Source organism: Pseudomonas sp. GW822-FHT05A08, assembly GCF_058800485.1.
In genome coordinates this window covers 2,884,445-2,910,068 of record NZ_CM179511.1, presented here as the reverse complement: position 1 = coordinate 2,910,068, position 25,624 = coordinate 2,884,445, and the positions used below count along the sequence as shown (strand labels likewise).

Here is a 25,624-nt window from a genome sequence, read left to right as displayed (position 1 = left end):
AACCCCTAGCGAACAATCCCCACCAAGGCTAGTGTCCAGACCTACCCCTCAAAGGACGCCCCACATGGACTGTGAAATCCGCCCCGCCCACGCGCAGGACGTCGACGCCATCAGCCGCCTGATCGTCGCCGCCCTGCAGACCAGCAACGCCCAGGATTACCCCGCCGCGGTAATCGCCCAGGTGCAGGAAAACTTCAGCCCGCACGCCGTGCGCCAGCTATTGAGCAAACGCCAGGTCTGGGTGGCACAGATGGCCGGCGAAATCGTCGGCACCGCCAGCCTCGACGGCCCTGTAGTGCGCTCGGTCTTCGTCGCCCCCCAAAGACAAGGCCAGGGCGTGGGCCGCCAACTGATGGCCGAACTCGAACGCCAGGCCCTGGGCGCCGGCCTCACCCAGCTGACCGTGCCCGCCTCGATCACCGCCGAAGGCTTCTACGCCAACCTGGGCTTTCACACCCTGCGCGAACAACACCACGGCGAAGAACGCACCCTGATCATGCAACGCGAACTGAGCCCAGCGACGCACACCCCGTAGCCGCTGCCGAGCCCGCGAGGCTGCGATCGACTGCGCAGCAGTCGCAAAACCTGCAAGCACGGCCTATCTGAATAAACACCCAGGCCAACCTACAAAACCGAGCCCGACTCAAGGCAAAGCCTCAAACCGCCCACTCCCCTCATTCCACTGAAACCCCGGCAACTTGCAGTCGCTCAAACTGAGCCGCAGGCCCTGCCCCTCCGCCTGTACCTGCAACATATCCACCCCTTGATACAGACAACCCGGCGCCGCCAGCGTCAGGGTCTGCAGCGGTTTGCCGCTGGCCTTGTCCACCACCTCGATCGCCGTTATCCGCTGGTCATTGCCCTGCATCGGCACCTGGAAATACCAGCGCTTGGTCGACGCGCTCTGCAACAGCGTGGTGTTCGGCTGCGGCCACGAACGGTCCGAGTCCACCAGCGCCACCAGCTTCAGGCTGATGGGCAAGGTCTTGCCGGTGCGATAACTGGTCCAACTGCCGCGCACCTGCTCCTGCTGGCGGTAATTCATCAAGTCATTGAACTGCAGACGCGCCACCGGCAACCCCTGCTCGTCCAGCTCGTCCATGGCCAGCACCTTGTTGCTGAAGCTGAAGGTCGGCTTGAGGCGGATCGGCGTGCGATAGCGCTGGTAGGCATAGGTCCCCTGGTACAGCGCATTCTGGCTGCCCAGCGTCAGCACAATGGCCTGCTTGCCCAAGGTGCCCTGGTACACCCCGTGGGCCGCCTGCGCCGGCACTAGCCACGACACCAGCAACAACGCCGCCAGCCCGCGAAAAACATTAACCCGCGGCATCAGAAACGCCCCTCGAGAGACTGAATGAACTCCAGCCGGTCAGGGCTGATCACGTGGTAATAGTCCCTACGCTGGGTGCCCGCACTGAAGTTGATAAAGTCCTGCTTGCTGAACTCCATCTGCCCGCCGGCAAAGCGCACAGTGCCCTCGGCGGCCAACTGCTCCAGCTGCGGATGGCGCAGATACGCCTGGGTCTGTGGGTGGTACAGGTAATACTGGGTCGGCGCGCACAGCACACTGCCGTACGGGCCGTTCAAGCTGTAACCCTGCACCTGGAAATCAAGGGTGGAGTCGGCATCGAAATGCTCGAAGGCCAGGGTGCGGGTCCCGGTCGGAGCCAGGCACCACTGCCCGCCCACCTCCTGCACCACCTCGCCGGTGGCCCGGCTCAGCACCCGGATGTTGTCCACCCGCCCCGTGTCCTCCCCGGCATTGCGCACGGCATGCACACTGAAATAGAACTGCTGGTCGGCCGCCGGCTGCAACAACTCACCGTCAAAGGCCTCCCGCTGACTCCCGCCAAAACGCATCACCCGCTGCAACCGCAACGGCTGCTGCACCCCCGTGCGCAAATCGACCAAGGCCCCCTGCAACGCCTCGCCCCCCTCGGCAAAGGGCTGCAACGACACAGCCGCCGCCGGCAGCGTCGGGTTATCCATAATATTGATCAACAGCCCCCTGTCCGGCCAAAACGGCGTGAGCTCCAAAGGCATCGGCAAGCGCTCGGCCCCGCTAAACCAATAGCCGGACATCCCGCCGCCATATTGCGAGTCATACACCAGCGCCAGCTCCACCGGCGTATCGCCGAGCGTGCCGCGATAGGTGGTGACCGGGTTGGCGCTGGCCGTCGGCACACTCAGCGCCAAACCCACCAACAGCGCCGGCGCCAACCGGAAGAGAAAATGCCCCAGGCGAGACACACCACCCCACGTCCCTGCCCCTACTCGCCTCCCGCCACCAACGGACTGGGTCATGCCTGCGCTCCTTGCAATGGGTAAAAGGCGCGCAGGATAGCAAAGTTGTTTGGAGGAGCAGAGGGTTACGCCCTGTAGCCGCTGCCGAGCCCGCGAGGCTGCGATGGGGCGCGCAGCGCCCCCAAACCGGCACACCCCGATTATCCAGCTACACCTCAACGGCTGAATGGCGCCATGGCCTGGACCTGCGGTAACCGCTACGGAGTTATTGCAAGCATCCCGTTTGCAGCAGGATCAACGACTCAGCCTCGCCCTACCCACAATCGAGACCTTTCCTACAGCCCTGCCGTTGTTCCTAAAGCAGCCCAGACCTATAGTTTTCAGGTCTGCTGATTCCAGTCAGCGACAGGGTTTCGCAGCCCAACAGAAAAGTCGAACTACACCGCCAATGACAACTCAGGCACACTCCCGCCTGCGTTTCGCTTCATGGCGGCTGTGCGTGGGAGACCTTCGGGTCTGCCGGGTTTCTTCTTTTCCTCGGTCTGCGAACCCGCGTACAGCTGCCACCCAATTGATTCGCAGCAATCAGGTGGCAACTTTTTCATTCTTGAAAAGGAAGACACCATGAAAACTCAAGATGCATCTGAACGCTTTATTCCCCTGACGCCAATTTCCAGTGATAGCCCTGTTCTATTTATCGACAGCCATGCGCCATTGGTAGATTTACATGCTTGTGCTAGTGAGCGTTTGGTTACCGCGCTCGATTATCTGAATCTGATGGCCTGCACTACGTTGCGGGACTCCAGTGACAGGGATATTGGTACCGTGACCAACACTGCCCGGTTGTTGCTTCAGGATGTGCGAGATGTGTTGGCGGTGATTGAGACGCGGGCTTTTAGAGCCTGACTTCAAGCGATTAGAAAGCCGGCCCACAAGCCGGTTTTTTAATGAGCAATTGGCAGACGTTCGGGCATCGACTGTTATTACGACATCAGGTGACCAGAACAGGAAAGTCGGGCCAGGAGACATATTTTTGATTACAATCGGGCACAGCTTCCAGAAGCCAGTTCATTTCTGCTTCATGCCCACGGATGCCGCACTCCCAGAGCTCAAAGACACGCCACCCCTGCTGGAGCAGCTCATTTTTGTTCCTGAGGTCCCGCTTTACGTTCTGGTCAAATTTCAATTGCCAGAATTCTTCGCGAGTCCTAGGAGTTGTGGCGTATTTGCAGCCTGGGTGCCTATGCCAAAAGCAGCCATGAATGAAAATGCAGACGTTGTAGCGAGGGAGCACGACGTCTGGCCGACCTGGAAGCTTCCGAGAATGCAGCCGATACCTGAAGCCATGCCGATGCAGCAACTTCCGGACCTTCATCTCGGGAGATGTATTGCTGCTACGAATAGCAGCCATCATGCGAGACCTGACTTCCTTACTGACTATGTCCATGACTGAGCCCCAAATGAATTTGCCGTTAGGCCGAGATACAGCTATCGAATGCAACACTGTGCTTTCGAAGCCGATCCAGATCGTTGATCTCTTTGCAGGCCCCGGAGGGCTTGGCGAAGGTTTCGCATCCTCGGGCAACGGAACCCGGTTCGAGATTGTAGTCTCAGCCGAAATGGACCCGATTGCTCGAGAAACGCTCAAGCTGAGAGCGTTCTACAGACTCCTCAAGCTAAAGAACCCTGATCGGCTTTGCGATTACTACGATTTTTGCAATGGCCGTAGTCAAGAACCATTCAGCGATGCGAGCAAAGCCCAGTGGCTGGAAGCCGAAGAAGAGGCTAGGTGTATCACTTTAGGCTCAGAAAAAGGCGATCAAGAACTCGACGAGATTCTAGACGAACGACTCGAAGATCGACCTTGGGTACTTATTGGGGGCCCCCCCTGCCAAGCCTATTCAATCGTTGGTCGGGCACGCAATCAGGCGAAAGCCGATTACAACGCCGAACATGATCACCGTCATTTCCTCTATAAGGAATACTTGAGAATCATCAAGGAAAGGAAGCCCACCGTTTTCGTGATGGAAAACGTGAAAGGCATCCTATCCTCAAAGGTGGCTGGTAAAAGTATCTTCGCGCAGATCCTGCAAGACCTTACTGATCCTAACAAGGCGCTTGGAGATCCCTTACCCGGCAAGAAGTATCGCATCTGCTCGCTGGTAACAGGACAATCCTTCGGCCCAGGCGAAGATGTGACCAAGATAGATCCTCGCGGCTTCATCATAAAAGCAGAAGAACATGGCATACCTCAGGCTAGGCACCGAGTGATCCTCCTAGGCATTGCCCTAGACGATGAAGGGAATATACCGGAGCATGGAAGCATCCCTGAAATCACTGAACGTGTGACCACAAAGCAAGTTCTCGGTGACCTTCCAGAACTTCGTAGCCGATTGACCAAGAAACAAGATGACAATGAGACTTGGTATAAAGAGGTTGCAAACCAACTTGATGATCTGAGATCGGAAGTTGATAGTCACGCGGAGCCAAAACTTGATGCTGTAATGAAAATCACGCGTAACTCTCTTCTCTCAGCTTCCTTGGACATTGGTGCTCTTCGCGTAGCTCGCCGCCAAGGTGACGGCAAAACGGAAGATGAACACCTGGATAGTTGGTATCGTGATGACAACTTGGACTATTGGCTGAATCACGATGCCCGAGGGCATATGCCTTCTGACCTACGCAGATACATGTTTGCCAGCGTCTATGCTCGGGCCTACAAGACATCACCAAAAGGGCATCAACAATTTACCTTGTCAGGTCTTGCACCTGCTCACAAAAACTGGGAAAGCGGAAAGTTCAGTGATCGCTTTAGAGTTCAGCTAGAGAATCTTCCAGCAACGACAATCACTAGCCATATATCCAAGGATGGTCATTACTTCATCCACTACGACCCTAAACAATGCCGAAGCTTGACGGTCAGAGAGGCTGCTCGACTTCAGACTTTTCCTGACAACTATTTTTTTCAGGGTAATCGGACCCAGCAGTTTCACCAGGTTGGAAATGCCGTCCCGCCGTTACTTGCGAACAAGATAGCTTCAGTTGTGTATGGCGTAGCGAGTAAGAAAGTTCAAGAAAGGGACGCCAATAATCATATATCAATACAATTCCTGACTGACTAAACAACCCAGACTGGTAAAGGCCTCATGCGCGAGGCCTACCGGCAGTATCCCAATATTGGATATGAAAATTGCTGTATCAGAGAATAGTCAGACCACTACATGCATCAGAACGGCTGGCTGACGAGTCCAGCCAAATCAACTTGGTACTCAACACGCACTACCCCTGCTGGCAAGCTTCCACTTAAAAAGCTCTCCGGGACTATTCTGGGAAAATCGGAGCACACCGGAAACAATCGTGATTCCAGAACCACAAATGTTTCACGCAGAGCTGAGTTACCAGGATAGAAACCAACCAGCGCCAGTGACCGAGCCAATATTTCGGCATCGAAACCTGCCTTGATCAGCCGTTGCGCTGCAGCATCAATGGAGTCACCGGACACTGATGGCTCAAAACGATAGTGAATCAGATTAAGCAGCCTTGTAGAAGCCAACGCCAACTGGAATTGTCCGGCCACACGAATACACGAATCGTAGCGGCTGATGGTTGCTTTAACCTCATACCCCGCAGCCGGCGTCCAAACATCAACTACGCCACCAGAAGGGCCCTGCCATTGCACCTCTATTCCTTGTTTCATTAGTTTCTCAATGGTGAGCAATTCAGCTAGCGCCCCATAGCTACTCTTGGCAGACAACGCATTCCCCAGCAGGTGACGCCACTTTTTCCACCACGAGGAAGGCTCAATCAGCAACTCCTGACGCAAGCAGTCATTCTCCCCCGGCGTAACCATATGGGCACAAATTACCGCGAACTCGTTTCGCAATGATTGGATGTTGGACTCGAGGCGCAGTAAACGGCGTAACACCCCACCGACAATACGATCGACTGTTATCAGTTGGGCCCCCGTAAATGCTTCCGCTACCAGCCGGTCGTCAGTCAGCTCAACTGCCACCCCAAACACCGGCCCCTCCGTGAATATCCAAGCGGGTGCACTATCGGGCAGTTGATTGATTGGCAGCATCAAACCGCTTTTGCCCAGATTGGCAAAACCAAAACGGATTTCTTCAAGCAGGTTCATGAGGCGATTCACCACTTTTAGCTGTGCGCGGAAGATTTGGACAACCTGCATCATCGAACAGGCGACGGACATAACCAAGAGTTCCACCTTCGTGAAGCGAAGGCTCAAGAATAAGGATCCTAGCAGTGTTGAGTCTCATGATTGCTCGGAACTGCTTCTGCGATGGATTGCGCTGGCTACGTTCTTTGAACATCTGCCGGGTTAGATCAACCCTGAACCCACCTCTACCAGGCCGCTCCACCAGTTGCACTACAGTATCAGTAGTCGCCGTCGCCAAGACACCCCGCGTTCTCGCCTCCGAGCCTTGCCAAGTCAGGTGCACCATCCACCAGATAGCCCGCAACCATATACGACTACGACCGCTGAAAAAGCGACTTCCTGGTGCATGCTTCCATCGTTTTACTACCAGATCAGGCAAGAGCTTGACGGAAAAAAAGCGCCATACCCCGTTGTCGGCCGCTGCTCGCATATCAAACCCAGCTCGATCGAGTATTTGATACAGCACGAGACCGCACGCGACATCGAATGCACCTGCATTATGTTTCAACAACTCATCAAAGGGTGCTACTTCACACAGAATCGCTTCGCGGAATGTTTCCATCTCAGCAGTAAGCCCAGTAGCCTCAAATACACCATGGCCTACCATCTCATCAAAGCGCCGCTGCGCCATGGATACGCTCAGCGTGGGCCATTTCATTGTCCACTCTCCACAGTTTCTACGCGCCGGTCGAGCCAGCACTGTACTGACGCGAACAATTTCTCCGGCGACGTTGTGTCCAAGGACCCGACCCGAACAAAAGCTGCTGCAGCATCTGCTATGCTACCCAGCTCGTCTGTGAGGGCTGGACGCCCTACCAATACCTCGAGCTCGTCACCGATCTCATCCTTGACTTTGTAAACAAACAACGCAATCCAGGATGACAACACCTGCCTCATCAATGGTGTCTGGCCACCTGTTTCAGGTTTGCGTTCATAAAGCGCACTATATAGCTCATGGTCCCGGTTCAGTAGTAGGGCAATATACTCGCTTGAGAATGGCTCTTCGAATGCGTCAATCCAGTTGGCGCGCAACTCCCACAGTGCACCCGCGGAAGTCCGAGCCTCCTCAAGAACGGGGAACATTGAGCCGTCCCCATCAATCACTACTTCCACACGTTCAGCCAGCTCCCCCAGACGAGCCCCAGCCACTTGAGCGAAGGCAGGATTGGAACCCACGTTACCGGGCTGCCTCAGCATTAACATGAGCGCCAGAAACCCGGAGCCACGCATCGTACCGCGCTCAATTGGAAGCAAGAGCCTCCGCGCGACACCTGTTTGCTCGCACTGCTCCCGAGTCAGACAGAGCGGGGGACTTAGCTTCCGCCACCCTGAATCTGCCGAAGTCCACTCCAGAGCGATTGCCAGTTCGGCATCTTGCGCAGCAACACCCTCATCTCCAAACAGAATGGCCAACGGACAGACATGCTCCAACTGACACTGAATGACCAGATCATGATCATCTGCACTCCAGTCACTATCGGCTCCCAGTGAATACTGACCGACACTGATCAACTTTGCTTTAGGGTCTGGTCCATGCGAGGTGAACACAAATTGGGCTTTCACTTGAAAACCGGTAGGCAGGTTGGCCGGCAATATCCGGTAGGGAGTGATCAGTCTGCTCACTGCACTACCTCCGTCGCTTCAGCAAGACCTACATGCAGTGTAGGGCGCAGCGTCCCCCCTGAAAGTGTCGTGATATCGATACGAACCTGGCCTGCAACAACTACGGAAGGAGACACATCTGTCGCCTGAATCCGGACATTGAAGTCTGTCACTAGTTGCATCACAGCATCCGTTGATTCAGTCCGGCACTCCCCAATCCGAAACGGAAACGCACCCAAGTCGTCTTCCCCCCACTGATCTCTTGTTATAGGGCCGGCCTCGGAATCAATGCGCAGATCAATCACACGGTCGATGGACGTACTGATAGTCCCCCATGCTAACGACCAGTAAACCATGATGCTTCCGCCGACATGTTCAATATGCTCTATGTAGATAGCGGGATTTGAAGTTCTCGGGTACTCCCTCAACTCCTTAGTTCGCGATCGATCTTGCTGTGCAGAGCGCCCTGAGCGACCATCAAGCCCAAAACCCCGCTTGGGCAACACAAGATCAGCCAGATTTCGCGCCAGCCGCACGGCTGGCTTCACATCAGAACCTGTAACAGGCTTGCTGCCGAAGTCCTTTAGCGCACGGCCGGTGTTAGTGCGAATTTTTTCGATGATCCGCACTCCACTTTTATCCACCCATTCAGTGTGATCCGAACGCTCACAATTGCGCAGGTACGCCTCTAAAGTAAGTGTGCGGCCTTCTGAGACTGGCAGAAATTTCCTTTTGACCAGCACCTGGTCATGCTTAGGCACAAATACTGCGATCAGATGCGCTCCAGCCGCAGCAGTGGGTAGCCCACCTGACCACCCTCGACTTTCGGTGCTGTCGTCCCAGCATATATTCATACCCGGCTTTCGCACGTAAGTGACAATTGGACGATAAGGCGGGGGGACTGGATGTCCGAATACGCAGGTTCCAGGATCCAGGTGGTTATCCGGCGCCCCCATACCCAATTGGTCACTGCTTAGCATCACCGCAGAGAGCATGCCAGCATGGCTGTTACCTTCGAACTCGTTACGAACAGTCACGGGCTTGCACAGTAGATCCGTTTCAGCCACAGACTGGCTTTTCAGGTAGTCATCTTCGAGCACTTCGCCCACTGCTGCGCGATTATAAAGCGACTGCATAACCTGAAAAGCGACGAGCATCTCAGCCCGGACCACGGGCTGGCCATTCACCCGTGCATCCAACCACGGCCCACTAGGGAACAAAGGGTTATCCAACCGGGCAGCAAACCAACGCTGCAATGCAACTTCGGTGTAGGTATCGTAACTCTCACACCACCATGGCTGGCGTGGCGCCTGCCCATCCTCACCAGATTCTTCTTCAGCAATAAGGTCTTCTTTAAGAAACGGAATGACAATCGCTGTCCCGGTTTCTTCCCCTTGAAAACGCTTTACACCCAACGCGGCCAACACAGGCGCAATATGCAAAGGGTCCGTCACCGGGATCGGTTCCGGGCTGTGATCTGCCCCCCACCAAGCAATCCCTGTTTGCGTATCACTCTGAATTTTCTCTTGGCTAGCCTCGTCCTCTACGATGCTAGCCACAAGGCGCTCCTGATAATCTCCTTCGACACAGATACGTGAGTAATAAAGCACAAACCCCAGCCCCATTCGGAAGTAGCAGGTCTTGCCCAACCCCCAAGAGCCTCCAGCACTCTCATCATCCCTAGTACGGCCGATCTCAAACACTAGCTTGAGCAAATTGCCGTGCGGGCTGGCACCATCAACCTGAGAAAAGCTGAGCGGACCGCCCAAGCCTTCTGTGAGAGAATCACGAATTTCCAGCAGACGCCCCCCCTCAGGGAAGCGGTCATGCAACCTCGATACATCAATACCTTGGTAAAACCAGTCCGTTACTGCCGTAGTGGTGTGCTGACGGAAAAAGAAATCTATGCAAACACGACCACCCGGTAGTTTATCGAAGGCCGCATCCAGAGAGTTCTGAACCGACTCTCTGACTAAGAGATCAAGACGTGGCATGTCTTCATTTTGCATAGCGCGCAGCAGAAACGCGCCGGACTCCTGCATGGGACGCAACGATAGTCCGTAATATTTCATTCAGTTCCCTCGGAGCTTGTCCATGTCCAATCTGCATCATTAGTGGATGTGCTGGGAATTTTAACAGTGACGTGGGTAACAAAACTTTTCTGTTTGCCACTACTAGCACCGGGCAGCCAGATACTGATCCCAACAATATCTGACTGCGCTGCCAGTGGGTGACGCAACAATACGCCATCCTTTCCAACGTCCTTAACAGGCCATACTTTCGGCTTACTATCCTTATCAACGAGATAAAGTAGAAGTTGAGGAACATGACCCACGCCGTATTTTTTCCTCATATCCTCAATGAAGGTATTGGTAAATGGCTTACCTGACGGAATATCTAAGACTTCAGGACCAAGGTCGGCTAGCAAGTCCCGTGGATCCCTCAGCGCACCAATCGATACCGCACCGTCACTACGCTCTTGATTCAAGCGAGTTCGGGTCACGCGCCCAACATTTATACCTGATACCCCCCAACCACCTTCAGCCTTGTCCTCTGTGCCTGCAACCACAACGTTCCACGTATCAAAACCTGCTGTTTTAGCATGCTCCTCAAGCCACTTCAGAAACGGTGAAATGTCCGAAAAAAACTGGCTAGCAGGGTGAAAAATGAAACCGCGCAAGAACTCCGAAACATCGCTTACCTTCACGCCTTTCCACACCTGGCTGCCAAACCTTCCTGAGTCACCATCACCCCGGGCACGCAGGAAGTCCCTCGTCAGCTCAAGGTTGTCGCAGTGAATCTTTGCAGAGCCGGTACCGTCATGAAACAAGGTTGTTTGCCGATTAACGCCAGAAAAGTCATACATGCTCTCCTTGGCACATTGCATTCTATTTTTGGCCGTGGGGCGTAACCAGCTGATGCGAGGACTGACCCGCACCCGGGGGCCAAACTCTGACGGTTTCGTCCCCAATCGCTCACACCGCTCCAATTCATCGCGAAGGTCTTCTTCAACCTGTGCCATAAACTCGAACTTTTCGAGCGTCTCATTCGGCATCCAGATACGAGGAAGCAGTTCATAGTTCTTTCGGTAACCGAACCAGCGCCCCATCTGCATAAGCGAGTCTGCTTGGGCTGAGTCACGCAGAAAAAACGTACTGACCAAGTTCTCAATTGTCAGTCCACGGGACAAGGTACCTCCACCAATGACAATAAATGCGGAGGCAAAGGCCGGCCCGCCTTTCTCAGGCTGTGGAGGATAAAATAGCCGTCGCACTTCGTTTTCGTCACTGACCCCATTATTCGCGCAGTTGTCCACACAAATATGTACCCCTCGGTGATAACTCAACGCCCCCTCGTCATCTAACTGGATGGCGGTCACCTCAGCCAAGAGCGCATCAAACTCCGGATAAATTGTGTCAAAGCTCAGACAGTCCTTGATATTCTCCAACCGACCATAGCGGGGAAAACGAATAGTGAATTCTGCGACGCTCAGATCTGCCGTAACCCGCTCCCAGAACTGACGGCACTGACGCATGAACCCTTTGGGGTCAGCTCCTCGCTGCTTATCAAAACGCTTCAGTAACGTCTTGATTGCTTCCTCCATACCTGCATGGTACGCCTGCCTTGAACTGGTATGGACCAGCATGCTTATCGGCCTCGAAAAACCTCCTGCCCGCATGGCAGCAACACAACAGAGAAACCACAACACGCTATCTTCGAGACTTTCCGGGAGCTCACTGATATCGCCTTCATGTACAGCCTTGACCCGATCAAGATCGTCCTGACTGACAGTACGCACGATACCCAGTGCTTGTTGGCCCGTGTCTGAGTTTCCAAAAATCTGGACCGGACCAAAATGTTCGTCGGACTGTTTCAGGGCAACGATGAAGTTTTCCGGATACAACCCCTCCCCGGGTCCTTCATTGAGGAAGTTTGCTGCAGGGGTTGCCGTATAGGCGATGTAGTTCACGCTCTGTACGGGCAAACTCGCAAGCTCTACGATAAGACCATTGATTTTCGTGCGTTCCTCTGTGGAGACGTTAGCTGTATTGATACCAGCCTGATCAGCTTCGTCATCAATGACTACAATACGCATGTCGCCCATGCCGATTTCGTGTTCCCGAATCCAGGCAATCAACTTCTCGAGGCGTGCAGGGTTTTTCAAGCAAACAATCAGATGACGGTCACGACTATCTCTGGAGAAATCCATATTCTGGGCTTGATGCCCCGGTGGACTATCAGGACCAGGGTGGTTAATCGACCGCCAACTGAGATTACCGGGCCGAAAAAGGTCTCCCAGAAGCCGATCACGGGTTTGCACTCGGAGGTTCTCTAACGTCCCGGTCAAGACAATAAATAGATTCCATCCATGGTCAGCGGCCATCGCAAGAAGGCCAGCCATGCTCGCAGTTTTTCCTGATTGAACATGTCCGACAATAAGCCCTTTCACAGGGGATAGGCTCTTCAAACGCATATGCCGAAGCGTTTTGAGTGCAGAGGTTTCAATATTATCGACAGTTTCCTTTTTCCAGTCTTGGTCAAGCAGATGCTTCCGGTACAATTGCCAAACCGTTCTTGCTGAAACAGGTACTTTGATACTTGGTTCGCTCTCTTCAACCCCTACAATAACCAGTGGGCGGGTTGCTTCTATAGCCCACTGTTCCGCAGCCTTTTTAGCGGCTACGATTTCTCCCCAGCGCTGCAGTCGATCAGCCGGCGTCAGCCCAAGTGAGGGCCAGAAATTGAACTTCATCTGCATGACCAACCAAGCATCCAACTCTTCTTCGGTCATTCCGCGGTGCACTAGCGTCTCCCAGTCCAGACTCTCATGCCGGCATTGGTCGATATAAGCCCGACACAAGTCGTACTGCGGATCCGTGATGATATTTGACATTGGCTTCCCTACACAGTTGAGCGCAAACAACAATCAGCAAAAAATCTAATGGCATGCTGCCACACATGTATCAGATAGCAAATGACCTTTTACACATCAGTTCAGACTCTCAGTGAATTATGGGTGTAGAGCAAGAATGACAACCCTTGCCCTGCTCAGCTGCTGCATGCATTGGAATGAGGGATGGTAAAAACAAAAGGGGAATGAGTATATTTCTTGATCGAGATATTGCCCTAGGTCGATGGGACAAAGAGATCGTGTGAAATTTGTTTTTTGATCGATAGCTACCGTAGAGGGCTATACACCACCTTGCTAGGTGGCTTCAAAAAGCCGTCTACAACAAGACCACTCAGGTCTTATCCCTACCAAATAAGCCTCTAAAAATGCACCTGAAGAAAGTACTAGTATCACTACCGTCGTTAGCCTACCCCTGCCAATTTCCCAGGCTCAAACCCATGAGCATTCAGATGCCAGTCGAAATACCTCTGGCTCTTCGTGGCCCACTCCTTCACTTCTCTTCCGACCACACTTTCCACATAACTCGCCGTTGCAGCAGTCATTTCCCGAGAGGGATGCTTGATCACCTTGCCGTCCTTGACGGAAAGATAGCCATGCTCGAACAGAGGATCGCAGCCAAGTCGGCACATAGGAACAGCTATGTTCTTGATGTCGAGCTTCTCTTTTGTACTGCAGACCGAGCGTTTTTTGATATGCGCCGCTACTAGCAGATGGCGAGGATATTCATTAAGACAAATACAGCAGCGACCGGTGAGCTTGCCTTGGAACAGGTGACGGACGATGTACTTGTGCTCAAGGCGTGTAGGACGGTTGGCCATTCCATCGGTAGATTGGTTTTCGATGTCCTTTTGCGCCTCCTCCAAGCTCACGTCGTTGTCAGCGTAGTCGTGGTCGAGACTAGGGAAACGCTCAAGGATTGCCGCACTCTGAGCCTCGTCATAACGGTGGAAGGATCTGTCATGCCGGCTGTTGATATGCGCCTGGATAGCTTTGAAGCGGATGGTCTGATGACGGACATCAGTAACGAAGTAGATATTTTCCCAAGTACTTTCACTTGCTTCATCCGCCCACCCCCAGAGCCTCAAGGCCAAGTCGCGGTTGTGCGTACGGAGGATAAAACAGGCGCTGACTGTGACGACCGTCTTGGTGTTGAAGATCACCGTGTCTCCTGGCTGCGCGGCGAGCCAGGTATTTCTGGTTCGGGGTGAAGCAAGGCCCCAGATATATAGCTTGCCGTCCGGGTAAACCACACTGAGTTCCGCTTGCAGTTCAGGGCTCAGTAAATCTGCAATATCGCTGAGTAACACAGGGTTAAGGATTGTGGTCTGCAGGTTCTTACGGGCCACATCGTCCGAGCATGGTTGATAGATCACTCGGGCCGTCATTCGCCTCTCCTCGAGTACTTGACGGCATTCCCCTTGGCTTCGGCCACAGGGTACTTCTCGGCATTGAGTTGCAGCTTCGCCTGAGCAATGGCTCCAAGGTCAACGTTGAGTCGATCAGCCAGACGCACCAAATACAGCAGCACATCGGCCATCTCTTCCTCGATCGCTTGCAAGGCCTCGCTCGACAGCGAATCTCGTTCGCTTTGTTCAGGTGTCAGCCACTGGAAGCGCTCAAGCAACTCACCGGCTTCACCGGAGAGAGCCATGGCCAGGTTCTTAGGGGTGTGGAACTGGTCCCAGTCACGTTCGGCGGCGAAGGTGGCTAGTTCCGTCTGCAGGGATTTCAAGACGTCCATGAGGAGGAAATCGCGTGTATTGCTGTAGGAAACGCGAAATTAGCCTGTAGGACTTTTCCTGTCTAGGACAGTCAATGGCAGTCGTTCGCCAAAGGTTGCCATGAGAGGGGTTTTAGTAAGGGGAGATGGTGTCTTGCTTGGGAATGATGGCGGTTTTGAAGCCGCCATCGCTGACAAGCCCGCGTCTGCAGAGGATGCGGGCCAAGCTATCTGCACTCACTGGTTAATGGGGGTACATGGTCGCTTACTTGATCGCCTACTTGGTCGCTTTGGCAGAGACCGGTCGAGGCTCGATTGCCAGCGACGGGCTTGAAAGGCTGCGTTTATCCAATCAATGCACGGTTATCGTTGACGTTCATCGCGAGCAAGCTTCGCTCCTACAGTGGATCACCTTCGCCTAGCTGATCGGCAGTAGTGATCCAGGTTTGCTAATCCGCAGCTCTCAGGGCGGCGCGATACAAACATCACACCAACGAACCACTCCCCAACAACCCCACCCAACTTCTCCGGATTGCGCATGATAAAGACGCGGTTCACCCGCCCCCCTGCGTCATACCCAAAACTCACCACCGCCACCACCTCCCCGTCCCCCCGCAACACCACCCCACGCCCACCATTGATCTCCACCTCCTGCCACTGATACTCCCGCCAGTACCGGCTCAACGACTCCCCCACAAACCCCAACACCGCCTCCAGCCCATACAAGGTCTCGCGAATGGCGCTGGCTTTGCCGCCGCCGTCAGCGCAGAGCTCGACGTCTTCGGAGAGCATGGCGGCCAGGCTTTGGGTCGAGCCGCTGGTGATGGCGCTGTGGAAGGCGCTCAGCAGTTGTTGCTGGCGTGAGGGGTCTGGCTGGTAGCGCGCTTGGGTGTTGCCCAGGCTGGCTTTGGCGCGGGACACCAGTTTGCGGCAGGTGGCTTCCTGGACGCCGAGGGTTTGTGCGACTTGGGGGTAGTCCAGGTCGAAGATGTCGTACAGCAGGTAGGCGGCGCGTTCCTTGGGGGTCAGGCGTTCGAGCAGGAGCAGGAAGGCGGTGGACAGTGACGAGGCCAGTTCATGGCTGTGTTCCGGGGAGTGGTGATGCAGGGTATGGATCGGTTCCGGCAGCCAGGTGCCGACGTATTGCAGGCGCGAGCGCTGGGCCGAGCGCAGCAGGTCGATGCAGTGCCGGGTGCAGGCGGTGGTCAGCCAGGCGGCCGGGGTGACGATGGAGGCCTTGTCGGCCTCCAGCCATTTGATGAACAGGTCCTGCACCACGTCCTCGGCCTCGGCGCGCGAGCCAAGGAGGCGGTAGGCCAGGCCCAGCAGGAAGCTGCGACGGCTTTCGAACACCGTCGTGTCATCGATTCGATCCATCCTCAGTGCCTCGACACCTGCAAGCGATTCCACAGGTTGATCATGCCGATATCGGCCGTCAAGGCGGCGATCTGCGCTTCGCTGAAATGCTCGCGCAGGGCGGCGCGCAACGGGCCGAAGTCGGTATCTTCGCGCAGCACGGTGAGGGCTTCGGTCCAGGCCAGGGCGGCGCGTTCAGCGGCGTTGAAGTCGCTGACATGGCGCCAGACCACAAGACGGTCCAGGCGCTCGTTGCTTTCGCCGTCTTCACGGGCTTCGCGGGTGTGCATCTTCACGCAGAAGCCGCACTGGTTGATCTGCGAGGCGCGCAATACCACCAGGTGGTGCAGCTTGCGCGCCAGGCCGTGGGCGTCGATCAGGCCGTGGACCTGGCCCAGGCTTTCGAAGATCTCGGGGATGGTTTGCAGCAGGTTGACGGCTTGGGTCGGGTGGTTGGATGACATGGGTCGCTCCGTTAATTGAGGGATACACCGACATGACGGGCCAGGTGGGTGGTTTGTGACGGGGTAGCGGAAAAATAATTCGGGCTCCGATAAGGCGATTCAACCCGCGATGAAACAGCAGTAGATCCAGCACGAAATCGCGCCCGCCGACCTGCAACGGGTAGCGCGAAGCGACAAAACAGAAGTCCCGCCCCATTTCGATCAGAAAGTCTTTCAATGGATGGATGAATTCGAGTTCGTAGTGAAATACACAGCTGGCAAGCAGTGGCTGCAGATCAGGGCTGGACAACCCGTTGAGCAGATCGTCCATCAGCATGGGCACACGGCCAGGCGGCGGTGCCATATCGGACAACACCGCGCTCATGTTCATGGGGAGTTGATGAGTATGGCGATACGGACAAGATCTCCGCCAAGCCGAATATGAAGCAGACCGGGGACTATATTACCGGGCGGTTTGGATAGGTTGGCTGGCGGGGAGGGCCCAATCTTCGACACCCCATGAGCCTCCAAACGAAGTCAGCGTTGGCTTGGGGCTGATGGATGCCAGCCCCGCGCCAACGCAACGTCACAGTCGCCAGGTTACTTGGGGGCTGACTTGAAAACAAAACTGACCCGCAACGTGGGGCAAATCCTGCTGGGGGAACTCGCGCGGTGGAGAATACACCCTGGAAATATGACGATACGGCCTGGCAGAGGCGCCACGGACTTTATGATCTCCCTGCCCTCACCGTAAAACAGTAGCTCGGCGCCCCAGTCTTGTTGCCAGTCGTCGTGGGCAAAGTAGATTGAAGACAGATTGTCCTCTCGATTACTGTCCGTATGCGAATACCCTTCCGTGCCGTAGGTATGTCCATTGGCGTAGGCCCTGAGCAACTTTTGCGGCGAACCAATCATCGCCTCGATCTCTAGCCATAGTGAACTGACCGATTGCAAACCCTGCCTGTCGGATAAAACAGCGGCACTGTCTGTCTCGCTACTGGTATCACCACCGGCAAAATGTGAGTGCCAGAAAAAATAATTATCGTTTTGAACATTAGAACGCCAACCGTATTGCCAGATCGGCTTTTTGGCCAGTGAGCTCAACTGAGCGCCTAATTCGGTCGATATGGCTCCGTCGTAAATTTTTATATCTTCGGCACCGAGACTCATTTTTACCCCCTATCCAATCCACACGATATATTCAATATCAAGCGCGCCATGCGTTTGAGTACATGGGCGCTCGTAACCATGACTAGAAAAACTACCAAGCCCCGCATCAGCGGCAATAACACTCAGTTGCTGGGCCACGAACCCTGCGCTTAACCAGTCGATACGCCTGTCGGCGTTGGCTGCCGGTTTAGACAAAAACAAAAACAATAACGAATGCCGACCAATATCAACTTCTTCTACTAGAGATTGCTGTAGCAGCTGAAACACTTCGTCGTCTGACGACACCTGAACAATGTCCAGTTCGGGACTTGAGTAATTCTCTATGAGTGTCATGCAACGACGCTTCACTTCATCCAAACGCCAACCATTCACTTCACGCCCCAGCCCACTACGCGAGGTTTTACGTTGCAACCAGGCATCGTCAGAAACGCCCCGCATCCGTTGAGTCAACTGTACAAACTCCTGCACATTCAACGCGCGCTCATTTCGCCAGCAACTGTAAATAATCGAATACAGCGGCATATCAAACTCAACAAAGCCAAGCGTCGCTTCGTCCAGCTTTATCAGCGTGTACATAAGGAGACCTTATAGCGTAATGGTCGCTATGGATGAGCAGTAGTCACTCACGCCTCGGTTAAAACCGGTTAATGTCAGCGATAGCGGGATTATGTTTCTGAGCTGCAGCGCATGAAACAATACGGCTATCGCATGACCCGACTCAATGTAAAGTGCACTGAGACTTCGCACGTCTCGATAGCGCTCCGCCAGTCGTTCAAAATCGCATTGCACCACTAACGTGCCTGGACGTTCACCGGGCTCCGCGTCGTCGTGTATTACAAAGAACCGATCACAATACGAGTCGTATAGAAAACCATTGCCGTGTCGGTCTGTATAACAACACTCCAACGAGTGCACCGCGCCATTAGAAGGATAAACACGCCGAACACCTGGTCCCAGACCATTGATTGCCCAAGGCGTGAGCGCCGTGTTTCTGAAAGCAAACCTAATGGCCTCGAACACACTGCCCTCAACGGCTTGGCCTCTGGCCTCTATCAGGGATGGTGCATATCGGGGGCGGGGCTTGCCGAATAATACAGCCTGGGTTCGCATTCGTTGATTGATGACTGCTTTTCCACCACCTGTATAGCGGGTTCTGGAGCGTTCACTTTCATAAATCGCGTCGGCCACCCACTTCGCATCCTGTACCGTGCAATCGAATCCTTCAGCAGACAGCCTGTCCCACAAACGCTCACTCTGTGAAAACAGTAACTGTCCGGTGTCGGTGTTATACCTGAACAGTGACTTTTTTGACTTATACAAGGCATCTATTATCATTCAGAAAAATCCTTTTTCTGTGCAAGTGATACATCAGCAACAGTCTGACCATGTAACTGATGCCCACAAAATGGATAATAGACGCCGGCCCGACATACCCCAAATAGATCAACACACTCAAAGGCACAAAATACACAACTAACAGCCACTTGTTAGCGCCGGAGATAATGCTGTTCATCGTCGTCAGCCGAAACACCCCATTCAGCGAGATAACAATGGCCATGGCGGGATAGTAAGCCATCGCCAGGAGCGAATGAATGAATTGCCCTGGCGACAGTTGATTGGCCAGAATAGCGACAACCAATGCAAGCCCGACCGGAACAAACCAGGTGACCTTGAATGTATAAATAATCGCTCTATAAAACAGTGAAGAATCCTGCGCTGAATAGCGGCGGATGATCAATACAGCTGCGCGCGTACAAATCATCCAGCAGGCCATTTGAAACGCAAAGGGAATGCGAAAATCAGAAAAACTTTCCTGAGATATCTTGAATGCGGCAACGCTCAGTAGCAAACCTGACAATGAAATGCTGGCCACCGTGGACAGCTCAGGCAAGACAATTTTGCTGATTTTCAAACTGAACTTAAACGAGGGCCTTATTGATCTGAGGCGAATACTCCCCGACGCCTTGAGTATCGATACAACCACCACAAACAGCGCCAGGTCGATCGCTACCATCCCCAATCCCGCCAAGACGTAGGAAAACTCTATACCGCTCAGCCAGAGTGTCAAATAAAGTGCGACATTACACAACCACACTGCCATCTGCACCCAGAACACCGTCCGACCATAACCCAACAACATCAAATAGGCTTGATTGAGTGAAGCAAACACCAGAACGCAGACAGACACCATTCTAAGTAACAAAAACACCAACAGGCCGGTGTTATGGTGACTTTCCTCAATCATGTTAAGCGAAACAACTATATACAGAATCGAAATCACTGCCCCAACGACGATCAGCGCTGCCGCGCACTTACTGTAGGCGCGGTACCTTGACACCTTTGAAAGCTGTAGAAAGGCAATCACCCAGGGCGATGCGAACGGAATCAACGCGGACATCACGTCGATGTTCACGCTCAACACACTGAATTGATGAGGAAAAGCGACGCTGATCAACATCAGTATGCTGATACCCTTGATAACATCCACGCCGCCGGTGATGACAAAAAAGATGTCGCTGAGGGCGTCGTTACTCTTCAAGATTTCTGTTCCCCACTTTCCCCATCGTTGCCGTGTACATGGGAATCTCGTCGCTCGCCAAATCGATATGCAGAAGGGCTCGAAGTTCATCATCCCTTGTCGCTGGCGTTGTAACGCCCTGCACATTGAATTCGCTACAGGCGTTGACGTGCATGTGCATGATTCTTCCGGCCTCGATAAACAGGTTTCTCAAGGCTTTATCGTGCCGGTAGCGCCAGGCATAACAGCTGGGTGTGGCGGTTAACACCAAGGTATAGTTGGCTGTCTTGGGAGCCACCATACCCCAGATGATACGAGACATCGGCTCTCTGAAATCTCCCTCTTTTATCAGCCCGAAGCTCAGTTCTTCCAAATTGAGAAAGTAAACACCTGGCGTCAGGCCAACGATGTCATACACCACGATATACGAGGAAAATGCCGCACCGAAATTCTTGGTGTATCTTAAGCGGCTGCCATCCAGTCGTTGGCACACGTCCAGAGTTTCCAGCAATCGGGATGCCGAGTGCGACAGTATTTCCTGAAACTCAGCCACCTCAAGAGGAAGCCTTTTGAATTCTCGATGGCTCCTGCGTTTAAGTGCTTTTTCCGGAAAGCCCGGCATCCAGTCATTACTGGCCGAAGCAATTTTTCGTAGTGCAAAAGCAGGTTGAGCGTTTTCGATAAATACTGGAACCTTCGGCGTCGGGCACGTTGAAGCCATCTCATATTCACAGTATTTATTATCAAGAATCTTCGCTCGATCCTTGTCATCATCAACGTACTTGATGGTCCTGGACAACAAGTAAAAAGGAATACAGGCTTCCCAACCTCTCTCGGCCCAATGGGTTGTACTGGCCGGATTAATTAGGGTGTGGGTTGCCGGGGGACGTTCATTGCGTATCGCAGCCATCCGCTCAGCATAGTCGGGGCGAATAAAAAAAGACGGTGCGATATTGAAACTTCTACCACTGCTGAGCTCGCTGAACTCTAAAGTATTGTCACGATTATTCGCGAAGGATATATAAGCGTTTTTCAGGATTTCATGCTGCATTCGACTGTTCCCCGATCATGACGGCACTCATCACCCCTTCCACAAGCGGATCAAGCCCCAACAGACGTTCGAAGTTTATAACCTGAAGATTATATTGAGCCTGATTTCTATACTTCATCTTCAGCAGTGCCGTTTCAACTTGCATCGAGGCGTGCCCGGCATCCAAATGCACGGACCTGAAGGTTCTCGGCTCGCGATAGCGGAACATATTGCGCTCCCAGATGCAGGTAAAGACCACTGCAAAATTAACAGCAAAATCTATATACGAATCCCGAACGCCAAATATCGTGGTGTACAGGTCTGGGGACTCGACACGTTTGACAGTATCAAGGCTATACGTCACAGCATTAAAGTGATGGACAGTCTGGTTGGCGAAGTCCACCAGATAGGCTTCAACCGGATGTCGCCCGCCGCCGCTGGGCACTGTCTTCTTTAATATCCGACCGCCCGTATTGAGTTGCGCTTCCCTTTGTACGCCCAGGCTCAGGCTCAATGCGCTGAGGATATTCTCCAGGTCGCCCTGCGTGCCGCCATCACTAATGAGTGCCGCACTGCACTGCGGATTGACCCCCTGCGCCGCGACTGGGGCATCAACGTAAACTTTGGAACGCTCAATTTCTTGCTCAACAGCCAGATATTCTTGCATCCGGTTATTGTCTTTGCTACGACCATCCTTGTCGTATTCAAAGAACGGATAGTTGTGCGTAACGTTCAAATAGTCTGAAGCACTCTTCCAGTTGTAGCGCTCCAGGTCAGCGGTCCTTCGGTCGCATGGTGAGGCGCCAGCGCTTAGTTTTACAAATCCGCTGCTGATCAGTTTCCCGAGTAAACCGTCCTCTCCCGTCGAGTCTGTTTGAGACGCGGCCGGACGGGCGGAAAATCCAAGAAGGTATTCAACCACAGAAAAGGAAATTTGAATTTTCTTGCTTGAACCGACCAGATAAGCCAGCGCAGAGTGTTCAAACGTAATAATTCTAAGATCGGGGTTAACCGACAGACTGGCAACCATGCCTGCTTGCTCCTGAACAATGAAACAGGGCAATTTTACTTGCCCTGCTCCGAGACAACTTATGACGAAAACAGGGCTAACTTAGTGGTTAACGCCGCCATCGCCATGTTGCAGGCAAGCTTCGTTACGCTCAATTTCCACAAAATCGGCAACATCATACTGCTCGTTGATTTTCTGGGAGTTATCTACAGCCGCTTTGATCGAGGTTTCGTTAGATGCTACGCAAGCTTTTTCAATAGACATTGTTCACATTCCTCTGTTGATTATTTTTCGTCCGCGGATAACGAACGGGTTGAATCTAGGCAAACTAAAAAATAGTGTCAACATACAAGTCTCCGTCCTAGAAACACCAACCGAGTCAACTTGTTTTTTTAAATTTGACGAATCAGCGTACGACGACTACCGACCAAAATCCGATGATCTAATCACCCTATACATTAGGTGTAACTCTGTAAAAAACCGGCCACCTAATTAATAATTATCCGCATTAAAAGAATAGAAGCACAGACACGCGCCTGACTTTTAAGTCCGAAAGGAAATCAAATGACATTATGTTATTTCGTTTAAGTATCTAAAAAGTCAGCAATCCACGACGATTTCTAATTTTTTGAAGCGCTGAGGCCTCTACGCAAGCTGTTTCAGACGCTGAGAGGCCAAGAGACCGACGCTGCTCAAGCGGCGCCGCGGAGGATGGGGTTGGAAGACGTCAGCCACCAGCGCCTTCCCTGAAGGCTGACGCTGGTGTAACGGAGCAAGGAGCGAGCGGCCCTACTTCAGATGGTTACAGCACGATATTGACCAGACGACCCGGCACAATCACGATTTTTTTCGGAGTGCCCTCTATAAAGCGCGCTACCGCTTCATCCCCAAGTGCACAGGCCTCTATTTCCGCTCGGTCAGCCGTCGCAGATACCACAATTTCCCCGCGCAACTTACCGTTGACCTGCACCACCAGCTTCAACTCTGAGCGAGTCAGAACCTCAGGCGACGCCACAGGCCACTGCGATTCGAGAATGTCCTTGTCAAACCCCAGCTCGGTCCAGAGCACATGCGCGATGTGCGGCGTGATCGGGTAGAGGACTTTCAACAGGATCTCGACCCCTTCTCGAATGACGCTGCCTGAGGCGGCCTTCTCGTTTTCAAGCAGGTTGAGGATTTTCATCGCGCCGGAGACGATCGTGTTGTAGTGCAGCTTTTCATAGTCCCTGTTGATGCTCTCCAGCACGCTGTGAATCTCGAACTGAAGTTGTGCCGAACGCTCGTCCAGAGTGCTTCGCTGCGCGGCTGCCGTGAGGAGGGTGTCTTGGTGCTTGAAGGCGAAACTCCATAACCGTCGCAGATAGCGATAGGCGCCCTCCACGCCGCTGTCGCTCCAGACAATGCTTTGAGTGGGTGGCCCTGCGAAAATAGTAAACAGGCGAGCTGTGTCGGCACCGAATCTCTCGATGATTTCCCGTGGCTCGACAACGTTATTTTTAGACTTGGACATTTTTTCGATGCCGCCCATGATCACGGGCAAACCATCTTCCTTGGCAACCGCATCCACCGCCTGACCACCATCGCCGAGCCTGACGTCTACTTCCGCCGGGTAGAACCAGCGTTTGGCGCCGTCCTGCGCTTCTCTGTAGAAGCACTCACGCAGCAACATGCCCTGAGTGAACAGGTTCTTGAAGGGCTCATCGAGATCGATCAGGCCTTCGTCGCGCATCGCCTTGGTCCAGAACCGTGCGTACAGCAAATGCAGGACGGCATGTTCGACGCCACCGATATAGTGATCCATCGGCATCCAGTATTTCGCTGGCCCAGCGACCATCGCGTCCTGGTTACCCGGATCGCAGTAGCGCATGAAATACCAGCTGGAATCGACAAACGTGTCCATGGTGTCGGTTTCGCGCCGTGCGGGGCTACCGCAGGTCGGACAATCGACATGCAGGAAATCCGCTTGTTGGAGCAAAGGATTGCCGGAACCGTCTGGTATGCAGTCCAAAGGCAAAATGACAGGCAGGTCCTTGAGCGGCACGGGTACATCGCCACACTTGTCGCAATAAATCATCGGGATCGGCGTGCCCCAGTAACGCTGGCGGGATATACCCCAGTCCCGGAGTCGCCAATTTATTTTTTTCTCACCACCGTGGCTGGCAAGTCGGGCACTAATAGCTTCGCTCGCCTCTTTGAGTCCCAGGCCGTCAAATTCGCCAGAATTGATCAGCACGCCTTTATCCTTCGCGGCGTATGACGCATCCCATGAACGGTCGTCGTACTCCACCCCATCAATATGAATGACCTGCCGGATCGGCAGGCCTTTTTTGCGGGCCAACGAAAAATCACGCTCATCGTGTGCCGCCACCCCCATGACCGCACCCGTGCCGTACCCCGCAACCAGGTAATTCACCACCCAAACCGGGATAGAAACGCCGCTGATTGGATGCTCCACCGTGAAGCCGGTGAATACGCCATCCTGATCAATGCCAGACAATTGTGCTTCGCTGGTGCCGCCACCTTTGAATTGTTCGATCACCTGAGACAATTCAGCATTGAGCTCTACCGCCCGCAGGGCGATCGGATGTTCCGGGGGAATCGCGCAGAAAGTCACGCCCATCACGGTTTCGGCGCGAGTGGTGAACACCGACAGCCATCCGTCCTCGATAAGTGTTCCATTCTTGTCTTTTATCTGGTGAGGGAACCCGAAACTCACCCCTTCACTTTTACCAATCCAGTTGCGCTGCATGGTCTTGACCATTTCCGGCCACCCATCCAGGCTATCGATATCCCTCAACAACTCTTCAGCATATTGAGTGATAGCCAAGTAATAACCAGGAACTTCTTTCTTTTCGACCAGCGCGCCAGACCTCCAGCCCCGACCATTAATAACCTGTTCATTCGCCAGCACGGTCTTATCGAGAGGGTCCCAATTAACAATCTGGGTATGTTTGTAAGCAATACCCTTTTCAAGCATTTTCAGAAAGAACCATTGGTTCCACTTGTAGTAATCAGGATCACACGTTGCAACTTCACGGCTCCAGTCAATACTCAGCCCAAGGGGACTCAACTGCGCCTTCATGTCTTGTATGTTTTGACGTGTCCAGGCGGAAGGTGACTGATTAGAAGCCAATGCGGCGTTCTCTGCGGGCAATCCGAAGGCGTCCCAGCCCATTGGCATCAGAACGTTGAAGCCTTTCATGCGCTTCTGCCGTGCCAGTACATCATTGATGGTGTAGTTACGAACATGCCCCATATGCAACTTACCCGACGGGTACGGCAACATGGAACATGCATAATATTTGGGGCGCGAAGGATCCTCGAAAACTTCAAATGTCTTTCTGGCAGCCCAATCAGCCTGAGCGCTTGCCTCGACGTCGGCCGGATTGTAGTGTTCCTGCATAAATTTCTCTCTTTACTTATCGATAAGTAGAAAGATCTCA

General features: G+C 53.5%; 22 protein-coding genes and 1 pseudogene. 3 read left to right on the top strand and 20 right to left on the bottom strand.

Annotated features, from left to right (window positions below):
* Positions 1-64 precede the first annotated feature (64 nt).
* A complete protein-coding gene (locus tag AC3RCP_RS13075; RefSeq protein WP_492569878.1) occupies positions 65-535 on the top strand; it encodes a GNAT family N-acetyltransferase in 471 nt (156 codons plus the stop codon).
* 108 nt (positions 536-643) lie between these two features.
* On the opposite strand, the gene AC3RCP_RS13070 is transcribed toward AC3RCP_RS13075, so the two are convergent.
* Together AC3RCP_RS13070 and AC3RCP_RS13065 are read right to left on the bottom strand one after the other, a co-directional pair.
* The gene (locus tag AC3RCP_RS13070) at positions 644-1,330 is read right to left on the bottom strand and encodes a hypothetical protein (RefSeq protein ID WP_492569876.1); all 687 of its coding nucleotides are present in this window, start codon (positions 1,328-1,330) and stop codon (positions 644-646) included.
* Complete coding sequence (locus AC3RCP_RS13065) at positions 1,330-2,304, bottom strand: hypothetical protein (RefSeq protein WP_492569874.1); 975 nt, start codon at positions 2,302-2,304, stop codon at positions 1,330-1,332. The genes AC3RCP_RS13070 and AC3RCP_RS13065 overlap by 1 nt, the downstream gene beginning before the upstream one ends.
* 564 nt (positions 2,305-2,868) lie before the next feature.
* Between AC3RCP_RS13065 and AC3RCP_RS13060 the strand changes: the two genes are divergently transcribed.
* Positions 2,869-3,150 carry a fructose-bisphosphate aldolase gene (locus AC3RCP_RS13060; RefSeq protein ID WP_492569872.1) on the top strand — a complete coding sequence of 94 codons (282 nt, stop codon included), beginning with the start codon at positions 2,869-2,871 and terminating at the stop codon, positions 3,148-3,150.
* An 85-nt stretch (positions 3,151-3,235) separates the two neighbouring features.
* On the opposite strand, the gene AC3RCP_RS13055 is transcribed toward AC3RCP_RS13060, so the two are convergent.
* Positions 3,236-3,655, bottom strand: coding sequence for a very short patch repair endonuclease (locus AC3RCP_RS13055; protein ID WP_234044327.1), 420 nt, complete (start codon positions 3,653-3,655; stop codon positions 3,236-3,238).
* 34 nt (positions 3,656-3,689) lie between these two features.
* On the opposite strand from AC3RCP_RS13055, the gene AC3RCP_RS13050 reads away from it, so the two are divergent.
* Positions 3,690-5,366, top strand: a complete 1,677-nt coding sequence (locus AC3RCP_RS13050; protein WP_492569871.1) for a DNA cytosine methyltransferase — start codon at positions 3,690-3,692, stop codon at positions 5,364-5,366.
* Positions 5,367-5,470: 104 nt separating this feature from the next.
* Here AC3RCP_RS13050 and AC3RCP_RS13045 read toward each other — a convergent pair whose 3' ends face one another.
* From AC3RCP_RS13045 to leuS, 17 genes and pseudogenes are all read right to left on the bottom strand, one after another.
* Positions 5,471-6,382, bottom strand: a complete 912-nt coding sequence (locus AC3RCP_RS13045; RefSeq protein ID WP_492569869.1) for a PD-(D/E)XK motif protein — start codon at positions 6,380-6,382, stop codon at positions 5,471-5,473.
* Positions 6,369-7,079, bottom strand: coding sequence for a DUF6339 family protein (locus AC3RCP_RS13040; protein ID WP_492569867.1), 711 nt, complete (start codon positions 7,077-7,079; stop codon positions 6,369-6,371). The genes AC3RCP_RS13045 and AC3RCP_RS13040 overlap by 14 nt, the downstream gene beginning before the upstream one ends.
* Entirely contained in the window at positions 7,076-8,044 is a 969-nt protein-coding gene (locus AC3RCP_RS13035) for a hypothetical protein (RefSeq protein WP_492569866.1), read from the bottom strand. The genes AC3RCP_RS13040 and AC3RCP_RS13035 overlap by 4 nt, the downstream gene beginning before the upstream one ends.
* On the bottom strand, positions 8,041-10,095 hold the full coding sequence (locus tag AC3RCP_RS13030; RefSeq protein WP_492569864.1) for a hypothetical protein: 2,055 nt from the start codon (positions 10,093-10,095) through the stop codon (positions 8,041-8,043). The genes AC3RCP_RS13035 and AC3RCP_RS13030 overlap by 4 nt, the downstream gene beginning before the upstream one ends.
* Entirely contained in the window at positions 10,092-12,917 is a 2,826-nt protein-coding gene (locus AC3RCP_RS13025) for a Z1 domain-containing protein (protein ID WP_492569862.1), read from the bottom strand. Before AC3RCP_RS13025 ends, AC3RCP_RS13030 begins: the two co-directional genes overlap by 4 nt.
* A 419-nt stretch (positions 12,918-13,336) precedes the next feature.
* The gene (locus AC3RCP_RS13020; RefSeq protein ID WP_492569860.1) at positions 13,337-14,320 is read right to left on the bottom strand and encodes a hypothetical protein; all 984 of its coding nucleotides are present in this window, start codon (positions 14,318-14,320) and stop codon (positions 13,337-13,339) included.
* Positions 14,317-14,676, bottom strand: a complete 360-nt coding sequence (locus tag AC3RCP_RS13015; protein ID WP_492569858.1) for a nucleotide pyrophosphohydrolase — start codon at positions 14,674-14,676, stop codon at positions 14,317-14,319. The genes AC3RCP_RS13020 and AC3RCP_RS13015 overlap by 4 nt, the downstream gene beginning before the upstream one ends.
* Positions 14,677-15,063: 387 nt before the next feature.
* The gene (gene sigJ, locus AC3RCP_RS13010; RefSeq protein ID WP_492569856.1) at positions 15,064-16,032 is read right to left on the bottom strand and encodes an RNA polymerase sigma factor SigJ; all 969 of its coding nucleotides are present in this window, start codon (positions 16,030-16,032) and stop codon (positions 15,064-15,066) included.
* Between the two features lie 2 nt (positions 16,033-16,034).
* Complete coding sequence (locus AC3RCP_RS13005; protein ID WP_492569854.1) at positions 16,035-16,475, bottom strand: carboxymuconolactone decarboxylase family protein; 441 nt, start codon at positions 16,473-16,475, stop codon at positions 16,035-16,037.
* 76 nt (positions 16,476-16,551) lie between these two features.
* Positions 16,552-16,701: pseudogene (locus AC3RCP_RS13000) on the bottom strand (PDDEXK nuclease domain-containing protein); the annotation flags it as partial.
* 353 nt (positions 16,702-17,054) lie between these two features.
* Complete coding sequence (locus tag AC3RCP_RS12995; RefSeq protein WP_007920747.1) at positions 17,055-17,624, bottom strand: 2OG-Fe(II) oxygenase; 570 nt, start codon at positions 17,622-17,624, stop codon at positions 17,055-17,057.
* Positions 17,625-17,633: 9 nt separating this feature from the next.
* Entirely contained in the window at positions 17,634-18,200 is a 567-nt protein-coding gene (locus AC3RCP_RS12990; RefSeq protein ID WP_492569853.1) for a hypothetical protein, read from the bottom strand.
* Positions 18,201-18,936: 736 nt separating this feature from the next.
* Positions 18,937-20,163, bottom strand: coding sequence for a hypothetical protein (locus AC3RCP_RS12985; protein WP_492569852.1), 1,227 nt, complete (start codon positions 20,161-20,163; stop codon positions 18,937-18,939).
* Positions 20,153-21,193 carry a SagB/ThcOx family dehydrogenase gene (locus AC3RCP_RS12980; protein WP_492569850.1) on the bottom strand — a complete coding sequence of 347 codons (1,041 nt, stop codon included), beginning with the start codon at positions 21,191-21,193 and terminating at the stop codon, positions 20,153-20,155. The genes AC3RCP_RS12985 and AC3RCP_RS12980 overlap by 11 nt, the downstream gene beginning before the upstream one ends.
* On the bottom strand, positions 21,183-22,202 hold the full coding sequence (locus AC3RCP_RS12975) for a nitroreductase family protein (protein ID WP_007920756.1): 1,020 nt from the start codon (positions 22,200-22,202) through the stop codon (positions 21,183-21,185). The genes AC3RCP_RS12980 and AC3RCP_RS12975 overlap by 11 nt, the downstream gene beginning before the upstream one ends.
* Positions 22,203-22,283: 81 nt before the next feature.
* Positions 22,284-22,445: a hypothetical protein gene (locus AC3RCP_RS12970; RefSeq protein WP_007920763.1), complete on the bottom strand. Its 162-nt coding sequence runs from the start codon at positions 22,443-22,445 to the stop codon at positions 22,284-22,286.
* Between the two features lie 538 nt (positions 22,446-22,983).
* Positions 22,984-25,584, bottom strand: a complete 2,601-nt coding sequence (leuS, locus tag AC3RCP_RS12965; protein ID WP_492569848.1) for a leucine--tRNA ligase — start codon at positions 25,582-25,584, stop codon at positions 22,984-22,986.
* Positions 25,585-25,624: the final 40 nt, after the last annotated feature.

Bases quoted from the DNA above. Each gene is read 5' to 3' on its own strand.
- AC3RCP_RS13075 (WP_492569878.1), top strand. From the start codon at position 65: ATGGACTGTGAAATCCGCCCCGCCCACGCGCAGGACGTCGACGCCATC.
- AC3RCP_RS13070 (WP_492569876.1), bottom strand. From the start codon at position 1,330: ATGCCGCGGGTTAATGTTTTTCGCGGGCTGGCGGCGTTGTTGCTGGTG.
- AC3RCP_RS13065 (WP_492569874.1), bottom strand. From the start codon at position 2,304: ATGACCCAGTCCGTTGGTGGCGGGAGGCGAGTAGGGGCAGGGACGTGG.
- AC3RCP_RS13060 (WP_492569872.1), top strand. From the start codon at position 2,869: ATGAAAACTCAAGATGCATCTGAACGCTTTATTCCCCTGACGCCAATT.
- AC3RCP_RS13055 (WP_234044327.1), bottom strand. From the start codon at position 3,655: ATGGCTGCTATTCGTAGCAGCAATACATCTCCCGAGATGAAGGTCCGG.
- AC3RCP_RS13050 (WP_492569871.1), top strand. From the start codon at position 3,690: ATGACTGAGCCCCAAATGAATTTGCCGTTAGGCCGAGATACAGCTATC.
- AC3RCP_RS13045 (WP_492569869.1), bottom strand. From the start codon at position 6,382: ATGAACCTGCTTGAAGAAATCCGTTTTGGTTTTGCCAATCTGGGCAAA.
- AC3RCP_RS13040 (WP_492569867.1), bottom strand. From the start codon at position 7,079: ATGAAATGGCCCACGCTGAGCGTATCCATGGCGCAGCGGCGCTTTGAT.
- AC3RCP_RS13030 (WP_492569864.1), bottom strand. From the start codon at position 10,095: ATGAAATATTACGGACTATCGTTGCGTCCCATGCAGGAGTCCGGCGCG.
- AC3RCP_RS13025 (WP_492569862.1), bottom strand. From the start codon at position 12,917: ATGTCAAATATCATCACGGATCCGCAGTACGACTTGTGTCGGGCTTAT.
- AC3RCP_RS13020 (WP_492569860.1), bottom strand. From the start codon at position 14,320: ATGACGGCCCGAGTGATCTATCAACCATGCTCGGACGATGTGGCCCGT.
- AC3RCP_RS13015 (WP_492569858.1), bottom strand. From the start codon at position 14,676: ATGGACGTCTTGAAATCCCTGCAGACGGAACTAGCCACCTTCGCCGCC.
- sigJ (WP_492569856.1), bottom strand. From the start codon at position 16,032: ATGGATCGAATCGATGACACGACGGTGTTCGAAAGCCGTCGCAGCTTC.
- AC3RCP_RS13005 (WP_492569854.1), bottom strand. From the start codon at position 16,475: ATGTCATCCAACCACCCGACCCAAGCCGTCAACCTGCTGCAAACCATC.
- AC3RCP_RS12995 (WP_007920747.1), bottom strand. From the start codon at position 17,624: ATGAGTCTCGGTGCCGAAGATATAAAAATTTACGACGGAGCCATATCG.
- AC3RCP_RS12990 (WP_492569853.1), bottom strand. From the start codon at position 18,200: ATGTACACGCTGATAAAGCTGGACGAAGCGACGCTTGGCTTTGTTGAG.
- AC3RCP_RS12980 (WP_492569850.1), bottom strand. From the start codon at position 21,193: ATGCAGCATGAAATCCTGAAAAACGCTTATATATCCTTCGCGAATAAT.
- AC3RCP_RS12975 (WP_007920756.1), bottom strand. From the start codon at position 22,202: ATGGTTGCCAGTCTGTCGGTTAACCCCGATCTTAGAATTATTACGTTT.
- AC3RCP_RS12970 (WP_007920763.1), bottom strand. From the start codon at position 22,445: ATGTCTATTGAAAAAGCTTGCGTAGCATCTAACGAAACCTCGATCAAA.
- leuS (WP_492569848.1), bottom strand. From the start codon at position 25,584: ATGCAGGAACACTACAATCCGGCCGACGTCGAGGCAAGCGCTCAGGCT.